The organism is Bradyrhizobium sp. UFLA05-108 (genome assembly GCF_059803455.1).
This window is the reverse complement of record NZ_JBANAZ010000012.1, coordinates 79,807-95,664: the sequence shown is the minus strand read 5'-3', so window position 1 is coordinate 95,664 and position 15,858 is coordinate 79,807. Positions and strand designations below refer to the sequence as shown.

Below are 15,858 nucleotides of genomic sequence, written 5' to 3'. Positions count from 1 at the left end.
ATCGGCGTCGTCCCGGCGCAGGCCGGGACCCATTACCACAGGGCGTAGTTTGGCGAAGATTCGTTGCCCGGTACTTCGACGATCCGCAACGAGGGATTCCGCGGTACGGGTCCTGGCTTTCGCCAGGACGACCTTGGAGACGCAGATCAATCCCGCAGCAGCTCGTTGATGCTGGTCTTCGATCGCGTGCGCTCGTCGACGCGCTTCATGATCACCGCGCAGGCGGTGCTTGGGCCGATCTGGCCGTTCTTCATCGGCTTGCCGGGCAGCGCACCCGGCACCACCACCGAATATTCCGGCACTTCGCCGACGAAGACCTCTCCGGTCTCGCGGTCCACGATCTTGGTCGAAGCGCCCAGGAACACGCCCATGGCCAGCACCGCGCCCTTGCGCACGATGACGCCCTCGGCAACCTCGCTGCGCGCGCCGATGAAGCAGTCGTCCTCGATGATGACGGGCTCGGCCTGCAGCGGCTCGAGCACGCCGCCGATGCCGACGCCGCCGGAGATGTGCACGCGCTTGCCGATCTGCGCGCAAGAGCCGACGGTCGACCAGGTGTCGATCATGGTCGCCTCATCGACGTAAGCGCCGAGATTGACGAAGGACGGCATCAACACGACGTTGCGCGCGATGAAGGCCGAGCGGCGCACGATCGCGCCGGGCACGGCACGGAAGCCGGCGTCGCGAAACCGGTTCTCGCCCCAGCCGTCGAACTTCGAGGGCACCTTGTCCCACCAGGAGGCCTTGCCGGGACCACCGGGAATGGCACTCATGTCGTTGAGGCGAAAGGAGAGCAGCACCGCCTTCTTCAGCCACTGATTGACCTTCCACTTGCCGCTGGCCTCACGCTCGGCGACGCGCGCCTCGCCCTTGTCCAGAATCTCCAGCGCATGATCCACGGCCTCGCGAACTTCGCCCTTGGTGGAGGTCGAGATGCCGTCACGCGCATCGAAGGCGCCGTTGATGGTGGATTCGAGGGCTTGGAGGGACATCGGGATTTCCTCTCGGGAAGACGGAGATGCGTGATGAATTGGGACGCTTTTTCGGGATTCGGGCCCGCGGAGTCAAGGCATACTCAGCCGGGCTACGATTTCGGCGACAGCCTCGCCAAGAACCCCGCCAGATCATCCGTGACATGGTCGACATGGGCGGCGTCGCGGCCTTCCAGTTCCCAGTCCTCGCGGACCACTTCCTTCGTGCCGTCGGGCACCACCAGCACCGTGGTCATGCCGAGCTCGTGCGGAACGGTGAGGTTGCGGGCGAGGTCCTCGAACATCGCGGCCCGGGTCGGATCGACCGCGTGCTGGCTCAGGAATTTCTGGTAGGTCTGCCGCGCCGGCTTCGGCTCGAATTCGGCCGCGATGATGTCGAACACCGCATCGAAGTGCGTGGCGAGGCCGAGCCGTGACAGCACGGCATCGACGTGGTCGACCGAGCCGTTGGTCAGGATCAGCTTGCGCCCCGGAAGCTTCGCGATGGCCTCGCCGAGCGCCGGGTTCGGCTCCAGCGGCGAGTGGTCGATCTTGTGCACATAGGCGAGGTAGTCGTCGGCGCGCACGCCATGCAGTGTCATCATGCCGCGCATGGTGGTGCCGAAGCGGCGGTAATAGTCCTTCTGGATATTGCGGGCTTCCTCAGCCGTCACGTTCAGCCAACTGCAAACGAACTCACCGATCCGCGCATCGACCTGCTGCCACAGGTTGACGTGATGCGGGTAGAGCGTGTTGTCGAGATCGAACACCCAGGTGTCGATATGGGTGAAGGGGCGGGGTGGGGTCATCACAAATCTCTATCCGTTGACCGCGGCGGCGCTCTGCGCTCAATCGTCGTCCTGGCGAAAGCCAAGACCCATACCGCGTGATTTATCGATGGGGCACTCTGGTCGTCGTTCTTCGCCAAACCCAATCCTGGGGTAGTGGGTCCTGGCTTTCGCCAGGACGACGACGGAGTGTGTGGCGTCGTCGTCATCATCCCATCAACACCATCACGGCATCGCAAAGCGCAGCGTCTTGCCGCCGCTGCTCATGTCCACCGCGCCAAATCCCGACGCCGCAAATCCTCGCGCTCCACAATCGGCCTGCTCGTTGGTTTCGAACTTGGTCTCGCGCGTGCAAAGCTGCTTCTCGCCGCCCCAGTTCAGCGGCTTGTCCTTCAGCTTGATGGTGCGGTTGTCGGCGTCGACGGCTTCCGCAAAGCTGAAAATCTGTTTCGGCTGGCCGGCGACGTCAGGATGCAGGCACTTGCCGGGATCGATGCGGTACCAGCCGCGGCTCGTCACGGCCTTGCCGTCGTCGGTCGCGACCGCCGCCATCACCCTGTGCGGGGTGTCGTTGCACCAGGTCAGGCCGCTCGTTGACGGTGTCTGCACCGCGTCAACCATGGTCTTGAAGAGGTTGGGCGACTGCACGACGTCGGACGGCAGTCCGCGGCTCCTGAGGAAAGCGGCGAGCGCTGATTGCGTCTTCGGCCCGTCGACGCCGTCGATCGCGCCGGCGTCATAGCCGGCGATCGCCAGCAGCCGCTGGATGCCGGCGAGCCGGGCCTGCTCGTCGTCATACTCTGAGTCCTCGGCCAGATAGGCGATGAGGTTGCCGTCGTCGCCCTGGGTCGGCGTCACCTGGGTGAAGGCGGCTTGCGTTTGCCCGCTGCGGCATTGGCGCGCGGCGGCGATCACGAAATTCTCCTGCGCGATGCACAGCATGTCGCTGCCGTTCTGCGGGATCGGCGAGGCGCCATAGACGCCGAGCGCGCGGGCGTTGAGCAGGATACGGTCGGCGGTCAGCGTGCCCTGCACCACCACGCGGCAGGTGGCGGGATCGATCCGGAACCAGCCGCGCGTCGCGGTCGCCGCCTTGTCGTCGATGCCGATCGCGGCTTCCACGACATAGGACATGCGGTTGCAGATCTTGAGGTCGGCGAGAGCCGGGGCGGAGGAGAAGAAGAAAGACAAAGCCGCTGTCGGCAGGGTCATCAGGAAGCGAGTGAGGGGAGAGCGACCGTGCCGCCTCGTTCTCTGCTCGTCATGCCCGGGCTTGTCCCGGGCATCCACGTTCTTTGTATGGGCCGAAAGGTCGTGGATGGCCGGGACAAGCCCGGCCATGACGTCTCTCTTTTGCCGCTCGTCCATCACTTGTGGATCAGCGTTCCCGTGCCCTGGTTGGTGAAGAGCTCGAGCAGCACCGCGTGCTGCATCTTGCCGTCGATGATGACGACGCCCTGCACGCCCTGTTCGAGCGCATAGATGCAAGTCTCGACCTTCGGGATCATGCCGCCGGAAATGGTGCCGTCGGCGATCAGCTTCCGCGCGTCCTTGACGGAGAGTTGCGGGATCAGCTTCTTCGACTTGTCGAGCACGCCCGGCACGTCGGTGAGCAGCAGCAGACGTTTTGCCTTCAGCGCGCCGGCGACGGCCCCTGCAAAGGTGTCGGCGTTGACGTTCAGCGTCAGGCCTTCCTTGGAGGTCGCGAGCGGCGCCAGCACCGGGATCAGCTCGTAGCCGATCAGCTGATTGAGCAGCGTGAGGTCGACCTTCTCGGGGTCGCCGACGAAGCCGAGATCGACCGCCTTCTCGATATGCGAGTCCGGATCGATGATGGTGCGCGTCGTCTTCGACGCCTTCACCATGTTGCCGTCCTTGCCGGACAGCCCCACGGCCTTGCCGCCAGCTTCGTTGATGTAGCCGACGATCTGCTTGTTGACGGAGCCGGCCAGTACCATCTCGACGATCTCGATGGTCGCGGCATCGGTGATGCGCAGGCCGGCGGCGAATTCGGAGACGATGCCGAGGCGCTTGAGCATGGTCGCGATCTGCGGCCCGCCGCCATGCACGACCACCGGATTGATGGCAGTCTGCTCGAGCAGCACGATGTCGCGGGCAAAATTCTTCGCGGTCTCCTCGTCGCCCATGGCATGGCCGCCATACTTGATGACGATGGTTTCCTCGTCGTACTGCTGCATGTGCGGCAGCGCTTCGGACAGGATGCGGGCCTGGTCGAGCGGAGAGATGTCGGTCATGGGGCGGATCTCGCTGGCGGGACTGTCGGCCGCGTTCTATCCGATTGGCGGCGTTCACGCAAAGCGATGTTCCTACCCTCCCTCTTCAGGGGAGGGTAAGTTGAAGCGTTACTTCCTTGGCCACATCGAAGCGACGCTCACCGCCAGCCAGCTCGCAATCAACAGCGTGCCGCCGGTCGGCGCGGCATAAGGAAACAGTCCGTGGCCGGCATATTGGCGCACGGTGAGGTCGCCCGCGAACAATCCTGCCCCGATTACGAAGCCGAACGCTGCGACAAGACCAATTTCGCCGTGCAGAAGGCCGTGCGCGATCAGTGCGACGGTGGCAAATATGATGGTTGCATGAAACAGCAGCATGGCGCTTGCCGGGCCAAGCCGGCCCGCGGCGTCGCCATGGGCGGCGGCTGCCGCCAGCGCTACGCCGGCCGCGCCCATCAGGCCGGCAAGGACGATCGGCAGGCGCAACAATCGTGGCATCACGATGCCCGCTCTTCCAAGAGCCGCGCCATCGCGGCGCGCAAGCTCTCCATGCCGGTCGAGCTGCGCGAGGAGGTCGCGAGCACGTTGGGAAACGCGGCCGGGTGCTTTGCCAGCGCCGCTTCGGTCTCGGTGATGCGGCTGCCAAGCTCGGAAGCCTTCACCTGATCGGCCTTGGTGAGCACGATCTGGTAGCTGACGGCCGAGCGATCGAGCGTCTTCAGGATTTCGAGATCGACATCCTTGAGGCCATGCCGCGCGTCGATCAGCACGTAGACGCGCGCCAGTGACGCGCGGCCGAGCAGGAATTTGTGAATCAGGTCGGTCCAGGATGCGACTTGCGTCTTCGGCGCCTTGGCATAGCCATAGCCGGGCATGTCGACGAGCCGCAGGCCGGTGTTGTCGGGGCCCTCGAAGAAGATCAGCTCCTGCGTCCGCCCTGGCGTATGCGAGGTGCGCGCGAGATTGTTGCGGCCGGTCAGCGCGTTGATCAGGCTGGACTTGCCGACATTGGAGCGTCCGGCAAAGGCGACCTCCAGCCCCGCCATCGGTGGCAGCGTTTGAATCGAGGGCGACGCCCACACGAACCGCCACTCGCGCGCGAACAGCTTTCGCCCCGCTTCGATCAGCCTGTCGTCGATGTCGTCACTCATGCCACGGCCCAGTGCTAGTCCCTCATGGTGAGGAGGCGCGTCAAGCGCCGTCTCGAACCATGAAGACCCCGGTGCCCGTGGCCATCCTTCGAGACGCGGCCTTGCGGCCGCTCCTCAGGATGAGGTTCGAAGTTGTGGCTACGTCGCCTTCTTTGCGAACGTCGCCTTGAGATTGTCGAACAGCTCCACCTTCACGCCGTTGCGGCGCATGATGAAGCTCTGCTGGATCACCGAGAGCATGTTGTTCCAGGCCCAGTAGATCACGAGGCCCGCGGGGAAGCCCGCCAGCATGAAGGTGAAGATCAGCGGCATCCAGTCGAAGATGATCTTCTGCGTCGGATCCGGCGGCGTCGGGTTGAGCTTCATCTGGAACCACATCGTGATGCCCATGATGATCGGCCAGACGCCGAGCGCGAGATAGTGGCCGAACACCGGGATCGTGGTCGGATCGAACGGGATCAGCCCGAACAGCGTGAACAAATTGGTCGGATCCGGCGCCGAGAGGTCCTTGATCCAGCCGTAGAAATGCGCGTGCCGCATCTCGATGGTGACGAACAGCACCTTGTAGAGCGAGAAGAACACCGGGATCTGGATCACCACGGGAAGACAGCCGGCGACCGGATTGATCTTCTCCTTGCGGTAGATCTCCATCATCTCCTGCTGCTGCTTCACCTTGTCGTCGGGATAGCGCTCGCGGAGCGCCTGAAGCTGCGGCTGGATCGACTTCATCTTCGCCATCGAGGCGTAGGACTTGTTCGCCAGCGGGAAGAACAGCAGCTTCACGATCACGGTCACGAGCAGGATCGAGATGCCGAAATTGCCGAAGAAGCGGTAGAAGAAGTCGAGCCCCAGGAACATCGGCTTGGTGATGAAGTAGAACCAGCCCCAGTCGATCAACAGATCGAAATGGTTCAGGCCGAGATCCTTATTGTAGCCGCCGAGCCCGGCGAACGGGAACACGCCGACGACGCCGGCTTCCTTGGCGCCCGCAAACAGCCGCGCATTGGCCGTCGCGGTGCCGCCGATCGCGACCGTGACGGGATCGAGCAGATAGTCGGTCTGGTAGGTGTGCAAATTGCCGGTGGGGTTCGACGAGAAACGGGCCTGGAGCTGGGCATTGGTGTCGGGCAACAGCGCCGAGGCCCAGTACTTGTCGGTCATGCCGAGCCAGCCGTTGGTGGCCTTGAAGTTCACCTGCTTGGCTTCGTCGATCTTCTTGTAGGCGTATTCCTGCAAGCCCTGGTCGCCGAGATAGCCGATCAGGCCTTCATGCAGGATGTAGTAGCCCGAGACCTGCGGCGTGCCGTGGCGCGAGATCAGGGCGAAAGGATAGAGCGTGACCGGCGCATTGCCGACGTTGCTCACCTCGTCCTTGATGGTGAAGAGATAGTGGTCGTCGACCGAGATGGTGCGGCGGAAGCTGAGGCCCTCGCCATTGTCCCATTTCAGCACCACCGGCGTCGACGGCGTCAGGCTGCCGCTGCCGTCCTGCTGCCAGATGGTCTGGGCGTCCGGCAGCTTGGCCGTGACACCCGTCGCCGGCACCCAGCCGAACTCGGCGTAATAGGGTTCCGCCGTGCCCGAGGGCGAATAGAGGACGATCGGCGGCGAACTCGGATCGACCGTTTCGCGGTATTGCACCAGCGCAAGGTCGTCGATGCGTCCGCCCTTCAGCGAAACGCTGCCGGCAAGCCGCGGCGTGTCGATCTTCACGCGCGGGGCTGCGGCAAGCGCGGTGTCGCGGGCAACGACCGGCTGGGCCTGCTGGTTCGCGGCCGGCGCCGCCGACGGCTGGCCTGCGTTGCCGGCTTGCGGCGTGGCGCCGGGCGTCGCGGTGGCTGTCGGCTGCGGCGTGCTCTTCTGGAGCTCGGCCTGAGCCTGCTGCTGCGCGCGCTGCTTCTCCATCTGCGGCACGTTGTAGAAATACTGCCAGGCGATCAGCACCAGGCCGGACAGAATGACGGCGATGATGGTGTTGCGATTGTCGGTCATCTCTGGATTCTCGTCATCAGTCCGGTTTGCGGCCCGTGAGTGAGGGCTTCTGCCCACGTCCCTTCGACGCCGGGCGCTGCGATTGGGCGAACGCCGCGCGGAGGTCGTCGAGCATGACCGCGAAGTCGCGCGTGAGCGCGTCCCTGCGGCCGACTAGCACATAATCATGGTGGGGGTGCATCGACACTGGGTCGCAGCGCTTCACCAGTTCGCGAAGCCTGCGCCGGATGCGATTGCGCTCGGTGGCAGTGCCGTTTTTTTTGGTAACGGTAAAGCCGACCCTGATCGGGCCGGCGTCATCGCGGCAACGGCTTTGCAGGACGAACGCGGGCCTGTTCACCCGCGCGCCATTGGCAACGGCGAGGAAATCCGCCCGCTGCCTCAGCCGATCCATGATGAAATCCCAAAAAGGGCCAGTCCGGCTCAGGCGCTCAGACGCTTGCGGCCGCGGGCTCTCCGGGCGGCGAGGACCTTGCGGCCGCCGGCGGTGGCGAGGCGGGCACGGAAGCCGTGACGGCGCTTGCGCACCAGTTTGCTGGGTTGATAAGTCCGCTTCACGGGTTGTTCTCCGCTGACCGGGCAATTTGCCTTTGGAATTGATGGATACGTCCGAAAGATGCGGCCCAAAGCGGGCCCTTTCCGGCCCCAAAAGAGCCGCTCCCGGTGTCACACCGGGTCATCGCGGACAATTCGGCGCGGCTTATAAGGGAGCGTCCCCTTTTCGTCAACGCTGCGCGGCGGGTCCAATTGGCGAATATCGCTGTTTCCGCGGGGTTTTTCCCAGTGGAGGTAGCGACTCGCAGTTTCCGCGCCTACATCCTACGTTGGCAGATTAGCGATCCGTAATTTGACCGACCGGTGTCAGGGGCCGCATCCTCCGCGAGTCGAGGCCAACGAAGGCGATATTCGTGTCAGCGACAGACCTTCAGCCCGCCCAAAGGGGCTTGGAGCGCCAGGACCTAGGGCGCCAAGACCTGGAATCCATGGGGCCGCCTGACCCGGCGGCGGTGCGGCCGCGTGCCCCGCGCCGGCTCGGCCTGTCCGGCAAGCTGCTGCTGCTGACCGTCCCCCTCGTGATGATCGCGGCGAGCATGCTCTACGTGCCCGCGATCGCCAACTTCTGGGTCAACCGGCTGAACGACCGCGTCGCCGCGGCGAACACCGCAGCGCTGGTGCTCGACGCCGCGCCGCTCGGCATGGTCCCGGACTCGCTGTCGCGGCAGATTCTCAGGAGCATCAATGCGCGCGCGGTCGCGATCAAGATGGGCCAGCAGCGCCGTCTGCTCGCCAGCGCCGACTTGCCTGCCGCGATCGAGCACGACATCGACCTGCGCGAGATGACGGCATGGCAGGCGATCACCGGCTCCTTCCAGATGATGCTGGAGACCGGCAACCAGGCCATCCGCATCGTCGGCCCGGCGAGCGGCAATGCGCAGTTCATCGAGGTCGTCACCGATGAATTGCCGCTGCGGCAGGCGATGTACCGCTTCTCCCGCAACGTCGTGGTCGTCGCCCTGTTCATCGCGGTCCTGACCGCGGGCCTCGTCTATCTCGCGCTCCACTATCTGTTCGTGCGGCCGATGCGGCGGCTGACCGCGAGCCTGGTGGGCTTCCATGAAAACCCCGAGAGCTCGGCGGGAATCATCGTGCCGAGCCAGCGCGGCGACGAGATCGGGGTTGCCGAGCGCGAGCTGTCGGACATGCAGCGCGACCTGATGTCGATGCTGCATCAGAAGAGCCGGCTCGCGGCGCTTGGCCTTGCCGTCTCCAAGATCAACCACGATTTGCGCAACCTGCTGGCCTCAGCGCAGCTGTTGTCCGACCAGCTTGCGAGCGTGCCCGATCCGCGGGTGCAGCGCTTTGCGCCCAAGCTCGTGCGCTCGCTCGAGCGCGCCATCGCGTTCTGCCAGTCGACCCTGTCCTACGGCCGCGCCCAGGAGGCCGCGCCCGATCGCCGCCTGATTTTGATCGAGCCGGTGGTCGTGGAGGTGCGCGAGACCGCGGGCCTTGGCTCCGATGCCTCGATCACCTGGGTTGCCGCAATCGAGCGCGGGCTGTCGATCGATGCCGACCCCGACCAGCTGTTCCGCGTGCTGCTCAACCTCGTCCGCAACGCGGCGCAGGCGCTGGAAACCCACGCCGCGAGCGCGACCAGCCCGCAGCAGATCCGGATCACCGGCAAGCGCGAGGGTGCGGTCGCGATTCTGGAAGTTTCCGACACCGGCCCCGGCGTGCCGACAAAGACCCGGGAGCACCTGTTCGAGGCGTTCCAGACCTCGGGCCGCCCCGGCGGCAGTGGTCTTGGGCTCGCGATCGCCGCCGAGCTCGTCCGCGCCCATGGCGGCGACATTCACCTCGTCGAGGGCACCATCGGCGCCACCTTCCGGATCGTGATCCCCGACCGCCCCGTGGAACTCCTCTCCATTCGCAACGAGCGGGCGAGGGCGTAAGGTCGGCCAGCGGCCGACCGGCGCCGCGTTTCCGAGCACCCACGCGTCATTCCGGGGCTCGCGTAGCGAGAACCCGGAATCTCGCGCCAAAACCTCTGGATTCCGGGCTTGATGCTCCGCATCGCCCCGGAATGACATCGTGGGGAGGCGCAAATGCCCCAAATACCGCCCTCCCAGACCTTGCCAACCGGGACAAGAGCGGCTAGTCAGAGCGCTCTTTCGCACCCCCTCCGGCTCCGTCCGGAGGCTGCGTGCGGGCCTCGCCCGCACAGCTGTTTGCGAAACACGCGCCCGTAGCTCAGCTGGATAGAGCATCAGACTACGAATCTGAGGGTCGGACGTTCGAATCGTTCCGGGCGCGCCATTTCGCAGCAAAGCCGGTCACTCAAAACCTGCCGTCCGCGTTCACCGTTCGAGCTGGCTCAGGATGCTGGCGTCGGTGATCTTGTCATCGTCGGCGAGCATGGCCGCCTTTGACAGGATGATCGACAGCATGTTGTCGCCCTCGAACGGCAGGCGCACCTCGGCCCCGGCCCACGCCGCCGACGCCGGGACGATGCACAGATACCGGTCGTTCGGCTCCATGAGGATGCTGCCGGAGCCAAGATGAATCTTGTAGGCGCGCCGCTTGCCCTCGACGCGCAGATATTTGCCGTCGACGATGCGGGAGACCTTGCCGATGGCTAGACTCGGCAGAAGCGCCGTCAACAGAGCAAGGCGCGTCTCGGCCATCGCGCTGAGATCGCCGAAAGCCTGCCTCCGCCAGTACGCGGTGCCGACCGTGCGGCGCCACTGGTTGGGATGTTCCGCGGCTTGGCCGCCATCGGCCCAATAGGGGTCGTTCGCGACGGAGGCGACGCCGACGAACAGGTCGCAATGGCGCATCACCTCGGACAATGCGAGCGGCGGGACGTCCTCGATATTGACGACTGCTCCCCTTTCCGGGCCGCGCGCCGATGCGACGACCGGCTTGGCGGGATCTGCGATCCGGTAGAAGCGGAGCTGATCGGTCGTCAGATAGAGATAAGCCTGCGACTCGCTGACCTCGGGATCATCGCCGCCGGCGCCCGCCGTCCAGAATTCCGCGACGAGACCCTGCCGCGGCAGCACGATGTGCGTCGGCTCGTCGTTGGGCCTGTCGGCCCAGATACGATGCGTGATCATCCAGCCATTGAGGCGCGCCAGCGCCATGAGCTGGTGCTGCTTGACGATGTGCCCGGCAAAGCGGTTCGAGTAGGCGCCGGTACGCCGTTCGGCGTCGGTGACGAGATACACTTCCCGGTGCGCCTGCTTGAACGGCTGCGTGATATCCAGTGCACGGAGCTTCTCCCGCCATGCCATCACCTCCTCGACCGCACAGCCGATCGGATGCCAGAGCGTGATCTCCGCGCCGTCGATCGAAACCGGCTTGCCGCTCACGTCGGTCATGCCGTCATCTGACCATATGGCAGCGACCCGGCCGTCTCCGTGGTGCACGTTCCAGATCAACCGGCGGCTCAGCGCGCCGAGCAAGGGATGCTCCGCGTAACGCTGCCGCCAGATCTCGGCCGTCCAGCGCCGGTCATCGAGCCACAAGCGTTGCAGGCGTGGAGGCTGAACGGCCAGATCAGCCTCGATCTCCTTGGCAAGCGCCTTGACCGACTTGATCGCGTCCTTGTGCTCCTTGAGCGCGGCCGGGACGGATTTGGACACTTTCCCGTTCGCCGCGCGCCACGTCACGTCGATCGAGGCCGTGCCCGCGATCGCCAGCAGCGCCGCGCCTTCACCGACCGCGATCTCGGCGGCGCCGCGCGCGTTAAGGTCATGCGTCGGGATCGACAGCTCGTCGAGCTCGCTGCGGGCGATGCCCGCTTCGGCCGCCGCTTCGTTCAGCGCCGCCTCGATACGCTTTTTCACCTTCGGATATTTTATGCGCGTCAGCAGCCGGGCCAGATAAGGCACGCCGCCACCCTCCTTGAGGTGGATCAAGGCCCACAGGCAGGCGTTGCCGAGGCGCTCGTTGCGCATGCCCCAGCCGGGAACGGCATCGAAGCAAACGTTCTGCGCGTAGCGTGTCAGGAACGGTCCGACAGCATCGGCTGCACAGTCGGCCGAGAGGTAGACGACCGCGCGTGCCAGATTGTCGGTCGGAAATCCCATCGCCGGCGTGAGGATGTCGAGCACCGTGGTCAGAAACGCGGTCCGCTGCTCCGGACTCAAGCTCGCGATAGACGGGCGCGCGGCCTTCATCCACTTGTCCGACGGCGCGCTCTTGCCCTCGAGTTCGTAGGCGTGACCATGCAGCGCCTTCCACGCCGCATGAAATTCCGCGGGCGCCTGTGCGGCCTTTCGCATCCGCTCCATGAGCGCTTCTGGGAACTGGCGTCTGTTCGTATGCCAGTGGCTTATCGCCCACTCTTCGGCAAACCCTTCCTGTGTCATCCCCTCCGTGACCTTAAATCGCGTTGTGGGTTGCTCAGGTCCCTTCAGATAGTCCTCGATGAAGGCGAACTCCTGCGGCGCACATTTTCGCAAGTCGTTGAGATTGCCGTAGTAGGTCGTCAGCTCCTTTTCGAATGCAACGGCGTTGGCCCATCCGTTCAGTATGGGGCGCGGCGGCAACGGCCCCTCGGCTGTAGCCTTGGCGCCCGCTGCGGCGCCGGTGTTGTCGAGCGCGGCCTTGAGGCGGTGCGCAGCCTGGGCGCGAAAAGACTTGTCGGCCGCCCAAACCCCGTCGTGCTTCGCGATCCACGCAAGACATGCGACGGCGGCCTGTCTGGTTTGCGGCGCGGGTTCCGCCTTCATCGTCGCAATCGCAATGTTGATGACCCGAAGGTCCTGCATCACGTTTGCGGTTGGCATCGCGATGAGCAACGCGGCAGCCGCCGCGTCGCCGGCGACGACCTTGGTCCTGAGAAGCTGACCGACCAGATCCGGAATTGGACCCGATAAGTTGCAGGAAATGTTGCCAATGCCTGTGATACTCGAATACTCGCTGTAAGGAGGGAATTTCGCGACTTTTCCTGCTACCAGCGCCTCCTTGCGGCGATCTACCTCGACAATCATGGCAAGTGCTTCCCCCTTCGCGGGTGGGGAAAAAGCCAATATCTCCGCTGCGAGAGACTTCTGCACCTCTTGCGGGGCTCTCTCGCAGAGCGCCTCGATCAATGCCTTGAGCGTTGGACTTGTCTCCTCGCAAACATGGGCGACGGCCAGGCGCGACGTATCCTTTGCCCGCTCCTCGCGCTGAAAAAGGGCGCTTTCGGAAAAATTGCGCCCGAGCCGTTGATACAAGGGCTCGACGGCGTTGAAGGCGATGCCATAACGATGGGACTCCCACGCAAAGCCATCGATCGCGTCGGCGGCCTCGGCGAGTGCTCGTCGCTGCGCGTGGCTCATCGGCTCGGGCGTGCAGCCAACAAGGAACTTGGCAAGGTGCATGGGATGACACGTCCCAGGCACCGGTAAGTGGATGCGTGCGGCGCGCGCCAAAGCGGCAACTGCCTCATCGTCGAGCTGGATCTTCGAGTTCTCGATTGACCAAACGGCGCGATCGAGCAGGGTCGCCCAGATCTTGGCTTTGGCCGCTTGAATCGTTTCAGGCGATGTCGCGTTGATATACGTGATGACCGCCGAGGTCTGCGCCGCGCGTGCGACGAACCGCAGCCGGTCGCTCGTGGGTAGCTCGCCGACGATCTGCGCCGGCCGACAGTAGTCGATATCATGGGAACTGCGATCGGTGTCGAGGCACTCGGCCAGAAAGGCATCGAGCGCTGCGACGCCCGACCGCCGCATGTCGGCGATCAGCGCGTTCATGTCGATGCGCGAGCGAGGGACATCCGGCGACCAATCCTCGAGGGTACGGACCTTCGTGGTGGTGAACAAGTCGAGCAGCGCCATGCATCATGCTCCTTCAAACTCTAACGTGCGTTGAAATCCTCAGCCGCCGACCAGCGGCACGAGCCGCAGGAAGGTCACGGCGCTGTCCTCCTTGACGGTCAGAACCTCGTCGAGGTCGACGATCTGACGGCCGTCGAAGATCATGAAGAAGCCGTTGCTCGCGAACGCCTTGAGCGCGACCGCGATCAAGGTTTCGCTCTTGATCGGGCGCAGGCGTTTGACACCCGGACCATATGCGCGCGGGCCGTTCAACGCTCGCTCGACCCCGCCGGGCGCGACCAGCCATTTGTTGCGCGCGTCGCGGTCGGCGTCCTGGGCGGCGATCGTCCCGTCAAGGCGCGCGCGTTCAACGGCATTATGGATGGCCAGGTCCGCCTCGATGCGGCAGCGGATCAGGTCGCGGGCCGTCATTCGTTCGGCCGGCAATTCGAGCCGGTGGCGCAACTGGCGCTCGGCGCCGGGCCGCTGCTCGTCATAGATGTCCAGCACCGCACTCATGCATCGCTCTCCCGGCACGCTCGCGCAGGTAGAATGACCTAACGGGGATTACGATTCTGAAAATGCGCTCGGTTGGGATGGAGATGTTATGCTCAATTTTGGATTAAGCATGCGGGTCAAATGCTGAAGGTCGGACGTCCGAATCGTTCCCAGCTTGAAGGTTGTGTGGAGCCGTGCCACGCATCGCTAGATGCGTGACCCCTACGAGCCCAAATTCAATTTCTTGAAGGCTGTCGCCGCCGGAGAGGCGCCGCTGTCTGGATCGTCTTGGCGGCCGCAGCATCATAGCGCCGCGGCGAAGCAGTAGTGCCCATCTTTATCGGCCGTGGCGCGCCATTTCTGCTAGCAATTTCAAGCGCTGTTCTGCGCCATTACCGTAAGCGTCGCGAGGAGGGCGCACGGGCAAGATTGCGCACGCCCCAAGAGCGAAACCCTTTCTCGGCCAGACGAAGCCAGCCGGAAATAAATCAGGTCTAAGTTTCCGCGAGCTGCCCCGTCCAATCCAATTCAAAAGGGGAGGATCCGATGAAAGCAGCGCTGCTGGCATTATCGCTTCTTGGCCACCCTGCGGTCCTGATTTCAGACCGCGTGCCCATCCTGAACGTGGAAGCTCTTTGCAGGGACGTTTCTGCCGACGACAAGGCGTCGGGGCTCGCCCTGGCGCAGGACGCCGGCGAATGCATGCGTGACGAGACACTCGCACAGCAACAGCTGAGTAAGACCTGGCTGACCGTTCCTGCTCCGATGCGTGACACTTGCGAAGGCGAGGCTTCGCAAGGGGGAATACAAAGTTATGTCGATCTGCTCACCTGTCTGCAGATGGCGGGCTGGGACAATCCGGCTCCATCACCGGCGGTCCCGCTCAGAGGAGCGAGCAAGACGCGGAACGCCAAGAACTAATTGCGCCAGGAATTGGTTCGCAAAGACCTCGCTAAGCTGCTGACTGCAGTTCTTGGCGATCTGGACGCTGTTCGCCGGATAAGACGATTCGTGACATCCCTGCGCCGAGATCAATGAGCGATCGCTGCGGGAGCGGTCATGTGGCATCTGACGAAGCGCTGGATGTGCTCCGGCACCGGCACGGCATCGATGTCGCAACGTGTCTGGATTTCCTCCGCGAGCTCTCTCGAGATGTCCTTCGACAAGTGGGCGTTCGGGTCGAAGGCAATGATGCGGACCGGATCATTGAAGTGACCGTCGACAAGGCTGGCGATCATGGTTTCGAGATCGGATCGTTCGACCTCGAGCTTCAGGCGTGCGCGGCCGGGCCATCCCACGACGTTGTCGACGATCAGATAGACGATTCTGTGAGCCGCACTCCGATGAGCCGCACGTACGCCGGCCATCGGCACCAAGCCATTTCGAGCCATACTCGTCTCCAATGCAAATAGAGCCGATTCTCTGTCCCGGCGGAACCAGCCTGAATTGATCGAGCACAACGATATGTAGTCCGGGGCGGCTAGGGAGCCGCATCAGGACCAAAGTACGATCAGGACCTAAGTAGGATGACGCGTCGATAGCCCTCGGTAAGATCGGCCCCGCTGAAGGGCGAGGACGCTGCAATCGTGCACGCAGCCGGCCCGGCGAACCGGAAGGGATGCGATGCAATGTTCGTGACCGTCGTTGCAATTCTCTGTCACCTCGGCGGCGCCGCCGCGGGCAGTTGCGTCGAGGAGATCGTGACCGACAGCAGCATGACGCCCGACATCACGTTTCAGGACTGCATGAAGGGGGCGCAGGCGCCGCTTGCGAAGTGGATGGGTGAACATCCGCTGTATCATTCGAACTGGCGGATCGAACGCTACAAATGCGTGCCGGGTCACTATGAGATCAAGGGCCGGGCATAGCGTGTGACGTGATCCGGCATCGGTGTGCGCAGTGCACTTTTCCGTCTT

General features: G+C 64.1%; 15 protein-coding genes and 1 tRNA gene. 4 read left to right on the top strand and 12 right to left on the bottom strand.

Annotated features, from left to right (window positions below; all coding sequences use genetic code 11):
- Positions 1–146: 146 nt before the first annotated feature.
- From dapD to rpmH, 9 genes are all read right to left on the bottom strand, one after another.
- Entirely contained in the window at positions 147–992 is an 846-nt protein-coding gene (gene dapD / locus SO140_RS11850) for a 2,3,4,5-tetrahydropyridine-2,6-dicarboxylate N-succinyltransferase (RefSeq protein WP_449378217.1), read from the bottom strand.
- A gap of 92 nt (positions 993–1,084) precedes the next feature.
- Positions 1,085–1,780, bottom strand: coding sequence for a pyrimidine 5'-nucleotidase (locus SO140_RS11845; protein ID WP_449378216.1), 696 nt, complete (start codon positions 1,778–1,780; stop codon positions 1,085–1,087).
- Positions 1,781–1,984: 204 nt separating this feature from the next.
- Positions 1,985–2,971 carry a DUF1036 domain-containing protein gene (locus SO140_RS11840; RefSeq protein ID WP_449378267.1) on the bottom strand — a complete coding sequence of 329 codons (987 nt, stop codon included), beginning with the start codon at positions 2,969–2,971 and terminating at the stop codon, positions 1,985–1,987.
- 155 nt (positions 2,972–3,126) lie between these two features.
- The gene (gene argB, locus SO140_RS11835; protein ID WP_449378215.1) at positions 3,127–4,014 is read right to left on the bottom strand and encodes an acetylglutamate kinase; all 888 of its coding nucleotides are present in this window, start codon (positions 4,012–4,014) and stop codon (positions 3,127–3,129) included.
- 108 nt (positions 4,015–4,122) lie between these two features.
- A complete protein-coding gene (locus tag SO140_RS11830; protein WP_449378266.1) occupies positions 4,123–4,491 on the bottom strand; it encodes a DUF423 domain-containing protein in 369 nt (122 codons plus the stop codon).
- Complete coding sequence (yihA, locus tag SO140_RS11825) at positions 4,491–5,144, bottom strand: ribosome biogenesis GTP-binding protein YihA/YsxC (protein ID WP_449378214.1); 654 nt, start codon at positions 5,142–5,144, stop codon at positions 4,491–4,493. The genes SO140_RS11830 and yihA overlap by 1 nt, the downstream gene beginning before the upstream one ends.
- 138 nt (positions 5,145–5,282) lie before the next feature.
- On the bottom strand, positions 5,283–7,136 hold the full coding sequence (gene yidC / locus SO140_RS11820) for a membrane protein insertase YidC (RefSeq protein WP_449378213.1): 1,854 nt from the start codon (positions 7,134–7,136) through the stop codon (positions 5,283–5,285).
- A gap of 16 nt (positions 7,137–7,152) precedes the next feature.
- Positions 7,153–7,530 (bottom strand): ribonuclease P protein component, encoded by a 378-nt coding sequence (gene rnpA / locus SO140_RS11815; RefSeq protein WP_449378212.1) that lies wholly within the window; start codon positions 7,528–7,530, stop codon positions 7,153–7,155.
- A gap of 29 nt (positions 7,531–7,559) precedes the next feature.
- Positions 7,560–7,694, bottom strand: a complete 135-nt coding sequence (gene rpmH, locus SO140_RS11810) for a 50S ribosomal protein L34 (protein ID WP_008542748.1) — start codon at positions 7,692–7,694, stop codon at positions 7,560–7,562.
- Between the two features lie 350 nt (positions 7,695–8,044).
- On the opposite strand from rpmH, the gene SO140_RS11805 reads away from it, so the two are divergent.
- Both SO140_RS11805 and SO140_RS11800 read left to right on the top strand, forming a co-directional pair.
- On the top strand, positions 8,045–9,586 hold the full coding sequence (locus SO140_RS11805) for an ATP-binding protein (protein WP_449378211.1): 1,542 nt from the start codon (positions 8,045–8,047) through the stop codon (positions 9,584–9,586).
- Positions 9,587–9,873: 287 nt separating this feature from the next.
- Positions 9,874–9,950 (top strand) — tRNA-Arg (locus SO140_RS11800).
- Positions 9,951–9,991: 41 nt separating this feature from the next.
- Here the strand turns inward: SO140_RS11800 and SO140_RS11795 are convergent.
- The gene (locus SO140_RS11795; RefSeq protein WP_449378210.1) at positions 9,992–13,465 is read right to left on the bottom strand and encodes a DUF4132 domain-containing protein; all 3,474 of its coding nucleotides are present in this window, start codon (positions 13,463–13,465) and stop codon (positions 9,992–9,994) included.
- Positions 13,466–13,504: 39 nt separating this feature from the next.
- Positions 13,505–13,963, bottom strand: coding sequence for a hypothetical protein (locus tag SO140_RS11790; protein ID WP_449378209.1), 459 nt, complete (start codon positions 13,961–13,963; stop codon positions 13,505–13,507).
- 525 nt (positions 13,964–14,488) lie between these two features.
- Between SO140_RS11790 and SO140_RS11785 the strand changes: the two genes are divergently transcribed.
- A complete protein-coding gene (locus SO140_RS11785; protein WP_449378208.1) occupies positions 14,489–14,863 on the top strand; it encodes a hypothetical protein in 375 nt (124 codons plus the stop codon).
- A gap of 110 nt (positions 14,864–14,973) precedes the next feature.
- On the opposite strand, the gene SO140_RS11780 is transcribed toward SO140_RS11785, so the two are convergent.
- On the bottom strand, positions 14,974–15,333 hold the full coding sequence (locus SO140_RS11780; protein WP_449378207.1) for a hypothetical protein: 360 nt from the start codon (positions 15,331–15,333) through the stop codon (positions 14,974–14,976).
- 237 nt (positions 15,334–15,570) lie between these two features.
- Here SO140_RS11780 and SO140_RS11775 point away from each other — a divergent pair, with 237 nt between their 5' ends.
- Positions 15,571–15,810 carry a hypothetical protein gene (locus SO140_RS11775; protein WP_449378206.1) on the top strand — a complete coding sequence of 80 codons (240 nt, stop codon included), beginning with the start codon at positions 15,571–15,573 and terminating at the stop codon, positions 15,808–15,810.
- Positions 15,811–15,858 lie beyond the last annotated feature (48 nt).

Bases quoted from the DNA above. Each gene is read 5' to 3' on its own strand.
- SO140_RS11780 (WP_449378207.1), bottom strand. From the start codon at position 15,333: ATGGCTCGAAATGGCTTGGTGCCGATGGCCGGCGTACGTGCGGCTCAT.
- SO140_RS11830 (WP_449378266.1), bottom strand. From the start codon at position 4,491: ATGCCACGATTGTTGCGCCTGCCGATCGTCCTTGCCGGCCTGATGGGC.
- SO140_RS11775 (WP_449378206.1), top strand. From the start codon at position 15,571: ATGTTCGTGACCGTCGTTGCAATTCTCTGTCACCTCGGCGGCGCCGCC.
- SO140_RS11845 (WP_449378216.1), bottom strand. From the start codon at position 1,780: ATGACCCCACCCCGCCCCTTCACCCATATCGACACCTGGGTGTTCGAT.
- SO140_RS11840 (WP_449378267.1), bottom strand. From the start codon at position 2,971: ATGACCCTGCCGACAGCGGCTTTGTCTTTCTTCTTCTCCTCCGCCCCG.
- SO140_RS11785 (WP_449378208.1), top strand. From the start codon at position 14,489: ATGAAAGCAGCGCTGCTGGCATTATCGCTTCTTGGCCACCCTGCGGTC.
- yihA (WP_449378214.1), bottom strand. From the start codon at position 5,144: ATGAGTGACGACATCGACGACAGGCTGATCGAAGCGGGGCGAAAGCTG.
- argB (WP_449378215.1), bottom strand. From the start codon at position 4,014: ATGACCGACATCTCTCCGCTCGACCAGGCCCGCATCCTGTCCGAAGCG.
- SO140_RS11795 (WP_449378210.1), bottom strand. From the start codon at position 13,465: ATGGCGCTGCTCGACTTGTTCACCACCACGAAGGTCCGTACCCTCGAG.
- yidC (WP_449378213.1), bottom strand. From the start codon at position 7,136: ATGACCGACAATCGCAACACCATCATCGCCGTCATTCTGTCCGGCCTG.
- rnpA (WP_449378212.1), bottom strand. From the start codon at position 7,530: ATGGATCGGCTGAGGCAGCGGGCGGATTTCCTCGCCGTTGCCAATGGC.
- SO140_RS11790 (WP_449378209.1), bottom strand. From the start codon at position 13,963: ATGAGTGCGGTGCTGGACATCTATGACGAGCAGCGGCCCGGCGCCGAG.
- dapD (WP_449378217.1), bottom strand. From the start codon at position 992: ATGTCCCTCCAAGCCCTCGAATCCACCATCAACGGCGCCTTCGATGCG.